Here is a 13,453-nt window from a genome sequence, read left to right as displayed (position 1 = left end):
AAATACCATTTGCTTTAATGGCTCAGCATCCTGTACGGCTTGCTGTGGCAGGGATCACACATGGGCATAGTGACTGGATCTACAACCGGAAGCTCAGGGGCGATATAGAAATTGCAGGTATTTATGAAACAAATGCAGACCGGGTGCAGGAATTCCGGAAACGATACCAACTTCCGGAAAACCTGTTCTACACCAATCTGGAACAGTTGCTGGACAAGGTAAAGCCGGAAGGGGTAATGGCATTTGGGCCGGTTAATGAGCATATTGCGGTAGTGCGGGCATGTGCGCCCCGCAAAATAAACGTGATGGTAGAAAAACCGCTGGCCACTACCTATAAAGATGCACAGGAAATAGCTGACCTTGCAAAGCGGTACGGGATAAAAGTGCTGACAGATTTTGAAACTTCCTGGTATGCAAGCAACCAGTATGTAAGAAATAGTTATAAGGAAGGCCGGCTGGGGCAGCTCCGTAAAGTAATGATTAATGACGGCCATGAAGGGCCGTGGGCAATGAACCGGCATTTTGTTTCCTGGCTTACGGATCCTGTAAAGAACGGGGGCGGCGCGCTTATGGATTTTGGCTGTTATGGCGCCAATCTGATGACCTGGCTGATGGAAGGCCAGCGCCCGCTTTCAGTAACTGCTGTAACCCATCAGAACCGACCGGACCGGTACCCGAAGGTAGAAGATGAGGCAACCATCATTCTTCAGTATCCGGAAGCGCAATGCGTAATCCAGGCTTCCTGGAGCTGGAGCTTCAGCCGTAAGGACATGGAGGTATATGGCACTAAGGGATACGCCATTGCTGCAGATCCTGTAAAGATCAGGACCCGGATGCAAGGTGCCTCTTCGGAAGTCAGCCAGACCCTGGAACCCCGCTCCGCCCCATTTAATGATCCCTTTGCGGTTTTTGCAAATGTAATACGGGGCACGCTGAAACTGGAGCCTGATGATGTGTATGAGCTGCCGGTAAATGTGACGGTAGTAGAAATCCTGGATGCAGCCCGTACATCCGCAAAAAGCGGGAAGACAATATATCTGAAACCCCGCCCGGCTTTGGTGCAGGCAGGTAATGTTGGAAATAATTAAGATAAGTGTTATGGTTATAGATACGATCCGGAATGCTGCGCAGTATGAAACGCTGCATGCCTCCTTTAAGACAGCATTTGATTATATACGGCAAACAGATTGGGCAACTACCGCTGCAGGTACTTATATAGTGGAGGCCGATACGGTGAAGGCGATTGTTTCTGAAGCTTCCGGAAAGAAAAAGGAGGCCGCACTGGAAAAATTTGAGTGCCACGATCAGTTTATTGATATCCAGTATGTGATCAGAGGAGTAGAACAGATAGGCTGGAAACCCCGGCAGGACTGTGTGATACCTAATGGTGATTACAACCCGGACAAAGATGTACGGTTCTTTAAAGATGCGCCGGATTGGTTCTTTACACTGCACGCCGGGCAATTTGTGATCTTTTTCCCGGAGGATGTGCATGCGCCGATGATTAGTGATGATGTAATCAAAAAACTGGTAATGAAAATAAAAATTTAAAATGGAAGTGCAACAAACAATTGATACAATAATAGGGCAGGGTATTTTGCCGCTCTATTTTAATGCAGATGAAACGGTAAGCGTTGAGGTATTAAAAGCCTTGTACAAGGCTGGAGTAAAAGCAGTGGAATACACCAACAGGGGTGAAGCGGCTTTCAGCAATTTTAAAAAGCTGGTGGAAGTGCGTAACAGCGAGATGAAAGGACTGCTTCTCGGGATCGGCACGGTAAAAAACCTCGGGGATACAGAAAATTATTTTAAGGCCGGTGCCGATTTCTTTGTCAGCCCCGGGTTTGTTCCGGAAATAGCTTCATTTGCTGCGGAAAAGAGCCTTTTTTATGCACCAGGCTGTATGACCCCATCAGAAATTATTGCTGCGGAAAATGCCGGTGTAAAATTCATCAAGCTGTTTCCCGGCGATATGCTAGGCCCAAAATACCTTAGCTCCATAAAGGATATCTTTCCAAAATTGCTGTTTATGCCAACCGGTGGCGTGGATACTACAAAAGAAAACATTGAAAGCTGGTTTAAGGCAGGTGTTTGCGCAGTAGGAATGGGCAGCAAACTGGTCAGTAAGCAGTTGATGGCCGAAAAAAATTATACAGCCATTGAAACAGCTACAGCCGGTGTATTAAAAACAATTCAGGAAATAAAAAACAATCAGTAAAAGATGCAGCAAGCCATAGGAAAATACAGGTGGACGATTTGTGCTTTATTATTTTTTGCAACAACAGTAAATTATTTAGACAGGCAGGTGCTGAGCTTATTAGCACCGGAACTGTCGCATGAATTCGGATGGTCCAATAGCGACTATGGCAATATTACCGCGGTCTTTCAATTTGTATATGCTATTTCCATGCTTTTTGCAGGCCGGCTGATTGATAGGCTGGGCACAAAATGGGGCTATGCATGGGCACTGATTATCTGGTCTGTTGGCGCTATCATGCATGCCGAGTCTGTAAATATCGGTAAAGGGTTACAGTCCGTTTTAGGTTGGGCAGGGCTGGCAGCAGTTCCGGTATCGATTATTGGTTTTATGGCAGCCCGCGCGGTACTGGGTTTTGGAGAATCCGGGAACTTTCCGGCGGCTATTAAAGCAACCGCAGAATATTTTCCCAAAAAAGAACGCTCCTTTGCTACCGGCATTTTTAATTCCGGCTCCAATGTAGGAGCTATTCTGGCACCATTGACGGTACCCTGGATCGCAAAGAACTGGGGCTGGTATACCGCATTTCTGATCATTGGCGCCATCGGTTTTATATGGTTGCTTTTCTGGTTTTATTTTTATGATCTGCCGGCAAAGCAAAAACGGCTTTCTGCTGCTGAGCTGGCCTATATTCAAAGTGATGAAGATGCAAAAGTGGATCAGACCGAAGATGCACAGGCGGCTACTAAGGTTTCCTGGTTCAAATTGCTGGGGTATAAGCAAACCTGGTCGTTTGCCATTGGTAAGTTTTTAACAGACGGTGTGTGGTGGTTTTATCTGTTCTGGCTGCCAAAATACCTGGAGGCACAATATAATATCAAAGGAACGGAACTGGCGCTACCGCTTTTTGTTTTATACAGCATGACAATGGTAGGAAGTATTAGCGGCGGCTGGTTCCCGGTATATTTCATCCGTAAAGGATATAATGCGTATGATGGTCGTATGAAAGCCATGTTACTGATTGCCGTGTTTCCTTTACTGGTATTGCTGGCGCAGCCTTTGGGGCATATCAGCTACTGGATGCCTGTGCTGCTGATCGGGATCGGCGCTTCTGCGCACCAGGCCTGGAGCGCGAATATTTTTACTACCGTTTCTGACATGTTCCCTAAAAAAAGCGTGGCATCGGTTACCGGTATCGGCGGCATGGCCGGGGGTATGGGGGGCGTCTTCATCTCTTTAATAGCCGGTCAGCTATTTGATTACTATAAGGCGCAGGGGCATATTGAAACAGGGTACACTATTTTGTTTACGTTTTGCGCGATGGCGTACCTGTTGGCCTGGGGTATTATGAAATCATTGGTACCAAAATATAAGCCGATTACGGATTTGTAAGGAGATCCTTACAAAATGCAGCGACGCAGTTCCCCAGGGGTTCAGGGCCGGGAAAAGCCTGCACTGCATTTTTACAGGTTTAAAACTTATATAAACATTCCTGGTGAATTCCAATAGAGTCCCTTTCCTGAATTATGTGTCTTCAAATAAATCGTCCATGGTTACATTTTGGTGAATATATCCCAGGGAATGTTCATTCTGATGCAATTTATAAGTTGATACAAGAATAGGGAGCACCGTTTTACGGGTTTGGGTTTCCGCTGTAAAAATGAATTGCTTCCGCTGCAGTTCAGTTTTGTAAGCCTTTGTAATAGAGAAAGGTTGTTTGGTAAACTTTGCCTCGCATAAATTTATAATATGGTCACGCCGGTCAATAAGCAGGTCCATCTGGGCGTTCCTGTCTTTTGCTAACCAGGAAGAAACTTCAGAATAGACCCCGCTGATCCCCAATGCTTTTTTATGGGTTCGATGTGCTGAAGGCTAATGTTTTCAAAAGCATATCCGCTCCATGCCCGCCACTGAGGGCTGTCGATGCGACTGGCCCAGGAACCTTTTCCTGCAGACTTCTGATTGCGGATAAATTTGAGATAAAACAATGTGTACTGGTCGGTGAGGCGATAGAGACCTTCCCGGATTTTCTTGCCGAACGGATGCGTTTTGGTAATGAACCCGCTTTCTTCAAGCTCCCGGAGTATATTGGTTAGCACACCGCCATCTTTTATTTTTATTTTTGATACAATGCCTTCGCGGCTCATGCCACTGGCCTTCGTTGCCAATAGCTCTACAATGGCCATATGCCGCTCAGGTGTGTTAAAAAGGGATCGGTAGAGGTTTTCGTATTCACCCGTAAGCAGGCCGTTTTTGGAAAAAGCAACCCTGTCAATTTCCTGAAAGGCACTTTTGCCCGGCCTGATCTCATCCAGGTAAAAAGGAACACCACCTAACGCCATATAAAGCTGCAGGATCTGGTAGCGGTCAATGCTATTGTGCTTCAGGCGAAAGAAATCTTCCGTTTCATGCAGGGTGAACGGCATCAGCCGTATACGTTGGGTAACCCGGTTGTATAGTCCGCCCCGGTTATTGATGAGTTTGTTGATCATCCATGACGCAGCAGACCCGCATACCACAAGGATCATGTCTGAACGTGTGGAAGCCCATGAGTTCCAGAAATGTTCCAAAGCCATCAGAAATTTAGACCGGGGTGTATCAAGCCAGGGCAGCTCATCAAAGAATACTACTTTTTTTTAGACGCGGATAGCTTAATGAGGTAGCTGCGCAGCAATTCAAACGCCTTAAACCAGTTAACCGGAACCTCTTTGATCATTGTTGGCGCCACCTCTCTGAATACGGTGAAGAAATTGGATAATTGCCGGGACGTATTTACATTGGCGATGCCTGTAATATGAAACACTAATTGTTTATTGAATACCTGCCGGATCAGGAACGTTTTGCCTACCCTGCGCCGGCCGAATACAGCAACAAATTCCGGTCTTTCGCTGTGCAACAACTCGTTTAACAGTTGCTGCTCTTCCTTTCTGCCTGCAAGCTCTTTCATGGTTACATATTTATATTTAGCGCTAACTATACAGATATACATACTTACCGCTAAATATAGGTCACCACATTTTAAGGGGTCTTGTAGTCACAAGTGCCGGTTTAAACAGTACCTGTTTAATTGAAGAATCTGTTTTAGGTAATTGGGTAACAGGTGCTGCTGCTATTCTTGGCAGGATCAGTTTCGTAGTCAGATGCTTTTTATGACAGGTCCCATTAACACAACTGAGGTATCAGGTGCGATATACTTCTTATGTCATAAAATTACATGTGCAAATGTGATCCCTTCAAGCGTAAGCTTTATGGTTGCTCTAACCATAAAGCTCATCAATTTCCTTCCTGAACTTTTCCAGGATCACTTTTCTTTTCAGACTGAGCTTGGGTGTCATTTCCCCGGTTTCCACGCTCCATTCATGGGGAAGCAAATGGAATTTTTTTATTTGCTCTACATGGTTAAAATTGGCGTTATGATAATCAATTACAGACCGGAACAGGTCATGCACTTTTTCATTCTGTACAATTTCTTCGTTCGTACCAATAGCCAGTTTCTGTTCCCGCATCCAGTCTTTAACAGCCAGGAAGGAGGGCACAATTAATGCGCTTACAAATTTTTTATCGTTGCCTACCACCATGATCTGCTCAATAAATTTGCTTTCCTTCATTTTATTTTCAATAGGTTGCGGGGCTACATATTTTCCACCGCTGGTCTTGAATAATTCCTTTTTCCGGTCGGTGATCTTCAGATACCGGTTTTCCACCCATTCACCAATATCGCCAGTGCTCAGCCATCCATCGTGTATTACCTCAGCCGTAAGCCCGGGTTGTTTATAATAACCCTGCATCACACAGGGGCTTTTTACCAGTATTTCCCCGTCTTCCGCAATCCGGACCTCGATCCCTTCAATAGCCGGTCCCACTGTGCCTATGTAATTATCAGTTTTCCGGTTTACGCAAATTACCGGGCTGTGCTCAGTAGGCCCGTAACCTTCAAAAACAGGAATACCTGCCGCATTGAAAATGCGCAGCAGTTTTTCAGGCGCCGCGGCGCCCCCGGCTATAATAAATTGAACATTCCCACCCAATGCCTCGCGCCATTTGCTGAATACGAGTTTGCGTGCAATGCTTAGTTTTTTATTGTATAGCCATCCTTTGTTAACCCGGTTATCATATTGTGCGCCCAGGTTCACGCTCCAGTAAAACAATGCTTTCTTTATGCCCGTTAATTCCTTGCCCTTGATCATGATCTTTTCATATACTTTCTCCAGCAAACGGGGCACAGTGGCAAAACCATTTGGTTGTACCTCCTTTAAATTGTCAGCAATAGTGTCCATGCTTTCTGCATAGTAAATGCCAATACCGCTGAACAGGTAAATATAGGTAATGGTCTTTTCGAAAATATGGTTGAGCGGTAAGAAGCTCAACGCTTTTACCTGGGGCTGATCCGGAAACGGAAAGCTTGCTTTTGAAAAGAGCACATTGCTTACAATATTTTCATGGCTCAGCATAACACCCTTCGGCGTTCCGGTTGTTCCGGAGGTATAAATAATTGTAGCTGTATGTTTGGGGCTGATGGCTGCCTTGCTTGCCGAGAGCTCTTTTGCCAGGTCTGCATCCGGCGGTGTAAGCAATTCAGAATAATGAGGCGTTCCCTCTATGGGCTCAAAAGTATAAATGCCCTGCAGGAAATCGCTTTTAACAGATCGCACCTTTTCTAAAAGGTCCTTATTATTTACAAAAATGAATTTTGCCCGGGATTCATTCAGTATAAATTCCAGCTCATGCGGGTTGGTTGTGGGATAAATGGGAACCAGGATGGCCCCGGTCTGCTGAACTGCCAGGTCTGTAAATACCCATTCCGGCCGGTTCTGGCTGATAATGGCGATCTTATCGCTTGCTTCGGTAGATTCATTACTGCCCTTAATTCCCTTTTTTAATAACCCTGCCGACAACTGGTTTACAAGATCGCTCACCTCCTGTGTTGAGAAAGATTTCCATTGGCCGTTTACTTTAGCATTCAGCATATTGGCTTTGGGGAAATTTTTCAGCTGGTAATCAATCGTGTCAAATAACCTGAAAGCAGGAAAATTCATCATCATTTATTTATAATAAACAAAATAAGAAAAAACGCTGAAATAAAAAACCACTTCAGAAAGAAGTGGTCCGGTTCCGGGAAAGAATCCTTTTTTATTTCCTGTTGGAATAAACCTGCCCTGCAGGCATTTTAAATATTCTTGACGTATGAAAAGCTGTGAATTTGTCGTATTCATCTTTGTGCGCGGCCGCCCAGCTTTCAAAGTTAGACTGGCTGGCTACGGGGCCAAACATCCACTGGTTGTAGGAGTCAAAAATGCCATCTTTCATTAACTGCTGATGGTATTGAAATAATTTATAGGGATACTGCTTGTCATAATTATTCATCCAGTCCAGCACAAAACGGGTACGGATCATTGCCAGTGTTTCAGGTGTTAAGCCCTGCGCGGTGATGCCGGACTGGCGGGCAAAGGTCTCCAGCACCGCTTTTTCAAACGGGTTTTTGGCAGATGATGCAGCCTTGGAAAGATCCGAAGAAAAAAGCTCTTTATAGGAATCCAGTACCATCTTTTTTATGTTGTTGGATTTTGGGTTAAGGCTTTGCATATTAGCATAGATCTCTCCGTAAAGGATAGCCCATAATTTGCCATCCGGCCGCTTGTAATAATAAATGGAAGCGTTATAATAATTGTCTGCATAGGAAGGCGCTAACTCCATACCCTTTTCCCACATAGCAATAGCTGCTGCACCATTTTTCATAACTTCCAGCACTTCACCATATTCGCTGTATAAAGGCCCTGCTTTTGGAAATTTTGCAATGCCATCCTTATAAACCTTTTCAGCCTCCTTACCATTATCTGTTCCCCTGTACAGGGTACCTGCTAACTGGTAGGTAGATACATCGGCACTATCTGATTCCAATATGGGTTTGATCACTTCAAGGCCCTTTGCATATTCCTTTTTATAATAATAGGCCAAGGCCAGGTCTTTCTGAACATCCAGGTTGTTTTTATCTGTTTGTGCAGCTTTATTTAGTACCATAACAGCGTTTTCCATATCGCCTGCCAACATGAATTTTCGCGCATTTTCGCGCATGGTGGCAATATCTTCCTGGCTGAAAGCCATAAGGGAGCTCATTAAAAAAAGGCCCGCAGTAAAAATTTTCTTCATTCGTTGTAATTTTAAATAACTGATTAACAGCTTTTTCTAACAAATAATGAATTGTTAAGCAAAAAATAAGCCGAACAATTAATTTAAAGGACGCAAAATTAGAGTAAAGGGTGGTAGTAACGGTATTTTTATTTTTTATAACAAAAAATTACCGGCTCCCCTTAACCATTTTCCGGATTCTTTTGCCATGAACCAGCATTTCAAGCCGTTTTCTTTTCAGGGAAATGCTGGGGCTTTTCTGTTGATTGTCCTCCAGGCGGATCTTGTAGCTGGAAAGAATGTTTTTGTAAGAAAGGATCCCTTCAATAAAATGATCATCGGGCGCAAGTACAGGCAGTACATCAATATTATCCTTTGCCATTCTTTCAATGGCGGTCTGCAGGCTGGCGGTACCTTTTATAGGAGCAGTACCTAAGGAAATAAGATCTTTGATACTGGTTTCAGGGCGGTTGATGCTGTTATAAAGATCAGCAGCATTTACAATGCCGGAATAGGCCCCATCCGGGTCACAAACAATAAAATAATTGGTTTTATACTCAGGCTCCTCATCCAGCCAGTCCTTGATCTGTTCCACCGTATTATTGGTGCTTACGATGATGCCGTTTTTGTCCATTACCTGGTTCACAGCAACCTGTTCCAACAGGTTGGGCTCATAGGCAGATGGTAATTTTACACCCCGGCGGGATATCTTTTCAGTCATGATGGTATTTTCCATCAGAAAAAAGGAAACAATATAGGAGGCACTGCAGGTGGCCAGCAAGGGAAGCAACGCGCCGGACTGCCCGGTGGTTTCCACTGCAAAGATGATGGAAGTAATAAATGCCCTGGATGCACCGGCAAACATTGCTGCCATGCCCACAAGCGCAGCTAATGGCAGTGTAACGCCTGAAGACGGAAAAAAATAAAGGGCAATACTGCCAAGAATTGCGCCGGCTGCACCACCAATAGTGAGCAAGGGCGCTAAAGTTCCGCCTGAAGTGCCGCTGCCCAAGGCAATGGCCCAGGACGTAAATTTTAAGATACAAAGCGTTGCAATAACATTTATAGCAAGGCCTCCGTTCAAAACATCTGTAATATTGTTATATCCCACACCTAAAGTACGGGGGGAAAAATACCCGATAATACCCACCGCTAATCCGCCAATGGCCGGCCACCACATCCAGTGAATGGGCAGCTTTTCAAAACCATCCTCAATAAGGTATACAATTTTGGTAACCCCAACAGAAAGAACACCAATAAGAAGGCCGATGATGCTGTAGGTAAATAATGAGGTATTGGTTACAATGCCGATTGACCGCGTAATTTCAAAGACCGGGTGCGCATCAAATAAAAAATAATGACCGGCTGCCCCGGTAATACAGGCGAGCGCTACGGGAATGATGGTGCGTGGTGAAAATTCAAAGAGCAGTAACTCTATAGCCAGGAAAATAGCTGCAATAGGGCTGCCAAAAATAGCAGACATGCCTGCGGTAGCCCCGGAGGCCAGTAGTACTTTCCGCTCATTATGCGAAATTTTTAATACCTGACCAATAGTTGAGCCTAATGCACCCCCTGTAGCAATGATAGGTCCCTCTGCTCCAAACGGGCCGCCGGTACCAATGGATATAGCCGAAGAAAGAGGCTTTAAATAGGTAATGGTGGGTTTTATTTTGCTCTGGTTGACCAGGATCTGCTCCATCGCTTCCGGGATGCCATGCCCTCTGATGGCCTTTGATCCGTATAATGCCATCAACCCTACAATAATGCCGCCAATTGCTGGTATTATAATGACCCATAAGCCTAAGGTATTGTCTGCGGGACTAGCATCAGCAATGGAGAACCTGCCATAAAACGAAATATTAACAACAAGATCAATAAGATAAATCAGCAGTTTTGCAATGAGGCTGGTTATTGCTGCAATGCCGATTGCCAGCACTGAAATAACAAAAAGGCGCTTTTTATCTTTTACAGGCTTTGGTTTGATGGCTTCTCCTTCCAGGTTGGAATTTAATGATACGGAAATAGGGATAGAATTAAATACGGTTTTGTTCATTATTCAACAATTCTAAACTAAAAAAGATGGGGCAGTAATTGAAACTGGTAAACAGGTAGGAAAATCAGCACATTCATGGCTACCCCAAAAATACTTTGCGCTGCAAAAGTATTAAAAACCCTTTAATGGGAACGTGTTTATAAAAAATCATAGCTGATAAGGGTCAAAGTCTTGGTATAATCCATCAGGCGGTCACTCAGATAACGGGTTGAGCGATCTGATGAAAAAGCGTCCCATCATTGGTGATATGCGGAGGCATGGACTGTTTGTAGGAGCAGAACTGGTCAAGGAACGGGGCAACGGGGGAGCCCGCGGTAGCAAAGCCTGCGGAGAATTTGGTCTTATATCAGTGAACACATGCCATGTTTAAGACACCTGTTATAAATATTGCCTGATCAATTGATTCTTTTTCAGCAGGCTGCCTGTAACCCAGCTAAAAGCTAATGCGGCTATAAAAGTTATTGCAAATTTTAAAAGGGCCGGCATGTCATAGCCGAGCAATAGAAATTGTATCCAGGTAACAAATACATAATGAAGCAGATAGATCAAATAAGCATTATCAGACAATGAGCTCCACCATTTTTTTGAGGTCTGTGCAAATCTTCTGAAGACCGTAATAAATGCCAGACAACTCAGTGTGCAGGATGCTACGTAAACAGTGTAATAGATCATCCAGGCAGTAAATTCTTTTAATTGGTGGTTTTTCACCATTTGTTCCAGTGTTTTTGACCCTATAGTCAAAAGCAGGTAAACAGTGAGAGATAGTAAGGTCCAAAGCCACCATCTTTTTATGATAACTGAATTTTGAGAAAACAGTTGATGGTTAAAATCGGTATTCCCAATAAGTGCTCCGATTATAAAATAACCAAAATATAAAAGGATCCTGCTGAGCTGAAAATCGAAAGGCCCAAAACCGGTCCAGGTACCGGCCCCGATAGAATACGCCACCGGAACATACAGCACCCAGGTAATAATTAACAAAAAACAAAAGAAACGGAAGGGACTATTCTGAAAACGGGCAAATAGCAGGATGACTCCCTGTTTGGATCTTTGAATGACAGGATTTATAAATACAAGCAACAGGTTGAATAAAAACAGCACCCAGAGAAACCAGGGCGGGCCAACCGGCCATTGTTCTGTTGTAAAAAAGTCTTTTATATAGGCAACGATATCCGTATTATTATAGACAATAAAATAAGAAGGAAAATAAGCGATCAGCATCAGTAAAGTTCCCAGAAAAATAAAGGGTATGAACAGGCGGTAAGCCCGGTCGATAATAAAATTCACAGCACCTTTTTTGGCGATACTTTTAGAAAGGAACAATCCGCCTATTAAAAACAGCAACGACATAAAAAAAATATCATTGAAGTTTTCAAAGATATCAAGCCCGACCCATCTTTTTGTATCTACAACGGGATGCGTAGAGTTGATGTAAGCGTTCCTGTCAAAACTTGCAAAGGTGGTGTAAGCCAATGCTGAATGGTGGGCAACTACCAGAACGGTCAAAGAAGCCCGTAGATAATCTATCCAAACGTTTCGATTTTTCATACAATTTTGGCTATCCCGTATTTATCCGACGCATTTACTGACCCTGGCTAACGAACGGCCGCAGCATGCTGCAGCCAAAATAAAAGAGCCGATATCTTTCTGTCGTATCACAAACTATCCCTTGCACAGAGCTTTGAGCGGTTTCGATGTATCTGTATACAATTATATGCTGTGGTTCAAATGGTAATACCTGGTGATGAATACAAAACCTGCCGAACGTATGTTAAAGACAGCCATAAACGTTTTTATATAACCGATTCCTGTTAATGCCCTGCTATGCTACAGTAAATGGGTCAGCAAACCATCCCGCAGCTTCGGTTCAAACCAGGTACTTTTTGGAGGCATTACTTCTCCGCTGTCGGCAATATCAAATAATTGCTGAATGGTAACGGGGTACAGACTGAAGGCCACTTTCATCTCCCCGCTGTTCACCCGTTTTTCCAGTTCTCCAATGCCTCGGATGCCACCCACAAAATCAATCCGTTTATCGGTACGCTGGTCTTTGATGTCTAATAATTTGTCCAGCACATTTTCTGCTAAAACAGACACATCCAGCACTCCGATGGGATCTTCGGTATAAGTGCCCGGGCGGCTTCTCAGCAAATACCAGTTGCCGTTCAGATACATTCCAAACTCGTGGAGTGTTGCCGGCTTAACGGGGCTGATGCTGTGGGTTACCTCAAAATCATCATGCAAAGCGGCAATAAAGGCTTCCGGCGTCATGCCGTTCAGATCTTTCACTACACGGTTATAATCCATAATAGCCAGTTCTCCGGCCGGGAAAATTACTGTAAGGAAATAAGCTGCTTCTTCGCTGTTGGGCAGGGCTTTGCTTACTTTAGCGGCAGATGCAGCGCGGTGGTGCCCATCGGCAATATAAGTTGCAGGCACTTTTTCTTTGAACAGGTTGGTAATGGCTGCAATTACAGCTTCATCGTTTACCACCCAAACCGTATGTTGTATTCCATCATCAGCGGTAAAGTCGTACTCCGGCTGGTGGTGGGTTTTCCAGTTGTTGATGAACGTGTCTAATTCAGCAACGTTATTATAAGCCAAAAACACTTTACCGGTCTGTGCTTCAATAGTGGTCATATGGTCAATACGATCCTGTTCTTTTTCCGGCCGGGTAAATTCATGTTTTTTTATGAGGCCGTTCTCATAATCGGCTACCGAAGAAACAGCCACCAGGCCTGTCTGGCTTCTGCCATCCATAATAAGCCGGTAAATATAGTAGCAGGGCTTTTCTTCCCGGAATAATATTCCGTCTTGCTGAAAACGGGCAAGGTTTTCTTTAGCCTTTTCGTAAACCGCTTTGCTATGAATATCCACGTTTTCCGGCAGATCTACTTCGGCTTTTGTAATGTGTAAAAAAGATTCAGGGTTGTTTTTTACCTCTTGCCGGGCTTCTTCACTGTTTAAAACATCATAGGGACGGGATGCCAGTTTTGCCGCAATGTTTTTATTGGGTCTTAATGCTGAAAAGGGTCTGATAATTGCCATTACCTGCTTTTAAAAATTTGAATAGGTTT

The 13,453-nt window shown here is 44.2% G+C and carries 12 protein-coding genes; 4 read left to right on the top strand and 8 right to left on the bottom strand.

All coding sequences use genetic code 11. The annotated features are described in order from the left end of the window. The first annotated feature begins 17 nt into the window (after window positions 1–17). Genes A8C56_RS17835 through A8C56_RS17820 form a run of 4 tightly spaced genes read left to right on the top strand, consistent with a single transcriptional unit; the run spans window position 18 to window position 3,589 of the window. Complete coding sequence (locus A8C56_RS17835) at window positions 18–1,088, top strand: Gfo/Idh/MocA family protein (protein ID WP_245645568.1); 1,071 nt, start codon at window positions 18–20, stop codon at window positions 1,086–1,088. A 10-nt stretch (window positions 1,089–1,098) separates the two neighbouring features. Then, window positions 1,099–1,551: a YhcH/YjgK/YiaL family protein gene (locus A8C56_RS17830; protein WP_067762225.1), complete on the top strand. Its 453-nt coding sequence runs from the start codon at window positions 1,099–1,101 to the stop codon at window positions 1,549–1,551. 1 nt (window position 1,552) lies between these two features. Then, window positions 1,553–2,218, top strand: coding sequence for a bifunctional 4-hydroxy-2-oxoglutarate aldolase/2-dehydro-3-deoxy-phosphogluconate aldolase (locus A8C56_RS17825; protein WP_067759070.1), 666 nt, complete (start codon window positions 1,553–1,555; stop codon window positions 2,216–2,218). 3 nt (window positions 2,219–2,221) lie between these two features. After that, window positions 2,222–3,589 carry an MFS transporter gene (locus A8C56_RS17820; RefSeq protein ID WP_067759067.1) on the top strand — a complete coding sequence of 456 codons (1,368 nt, stop codon included), beginning with the start codon at window positions 2,222–2,224 and terminating at the stop codon, window positions 3,587–3,589. Window positions 3,590–3,721: 132 nt separating this feature from the next. Here the strand turns inward: A8C56_RS17820 and A8C56_RS24175 are convergent, their stop codons facing one another. The 8 genes from A8C56_RS24175 to A8C56_RS17790 all read right to left on the bottom strand — a co-directional run bounded on the left by A8C56_RS24175 (window position 3,722) and on the right by A8C56_RS17790 (window position 13,424). Beyond that, complete coding sequence (locus A8C56_RS24175) at window positions 3,722–3,976, bottom strand: hypothetical protein (protein ID WP_084490267.1); 255 nt, start codon at window positions 3,974–3,976, stop codon at window positions 3,722–3,724. A 20-nt stretch (window positions 3,977–3,996) separates the two neighbouring features. Continuing rightward, the gene (locus A8C56_RS24170) at window positions 3,997–4,773 is read right to left on the bottom strand and encodes an AAA family ATPase (protein WP_157098026.1); all 777 of its coding nucleotides are present in this window, start codon (window positions 4,771–4,773) and stop codon (window positions 3,997–3,999) included. Window positions 4,774–4,823: 50 nt separating this feature from the next. Continuing rightward, window positions 4,824–5,144, bottom strand: a complete 321-nt coding sequence (locus tag A8C56_RS24165; protein WP_157098025.1) for an ATP-binding protein — start codon at window positions 5,142–5,144, stop codon at window positions 4,824–4,826. Window positions 5,145–5,454: 310 nt separating this feature from the next. Beyond that, a complete protein-coding gene (locus A8C56_RS17810; RefSeq protein WP_245645567.1) occupies window positions 5,455–7,239 on the bottom strand; it encodes an AMP-dependent synthetase/ligase in 1,785 nt (594 codons plus the stop codon). 88 nt (window positions 7,240–7,327) lie between these two features. Beyond that, a complete protein-coding gene (locus tag A8C56_RS17805) occupies window positions 7,328–8,344 on the bottom strand; it encodes a tetratricopeptide repeat protein (RefSeq protein ID WP_067759064.1) in 1,017 nt (338 codons plus the stop codon). Window positions 8,345–8,492: 148 nt separating this feature from the next. Beyond that, window positions 8,493–10,376: a chloride channel protein gene (locus A8C56_RS17800; RefSeq protein WP_067759061.1), complete on the bottom strand. Its 1,884-nt coding sequence runs from the start codon at window positions 10,374–10,376 to the stop codon at window positions 8,493–8,495. A gap of 378 nt (window positions 10,377–10,754) precedes the next feature. Beyond that, window positions 10,755–11,924, bottom strand: coding sequence for an acyltransferase family protein (locus A8C56_RS17795; protein WP_067759058.1), 1,170 nt, complete (start codon window positions 11,922–11,924; stop codon window positions 10,755–10,757). A gap of 279 nt (window positions 11,925–12,203) precedes the next feature. Further along, complete coding sequence (locus A8C56_RS17790) at window positions 12,204–13,424, bottom strand: DUF1015 domain-containing protein (protein ID WP_067759054.1); 1,221 nt, start codon at window positions 13,422–13,424, stop codon at window positions 12,204–12,206. Between the last annotated feature and the right edge of the window lie 29 nt (window positions 13,425–13,453).

Origin of the sequence: Niabella ginsenosidivorans (assembly GCF_001654455.1) — a bacterium.
GTDB lineage: Bacteria > Bacteroidota > Bacteroidia > Chitinophagales > Chitinophagaceae > Niabella > Niabella ginsenosidivorans.
Note: the sequence above shows the minus strand (reverse complement) of the source record. Positions and strands in the feature narration are given on the sequence as shown.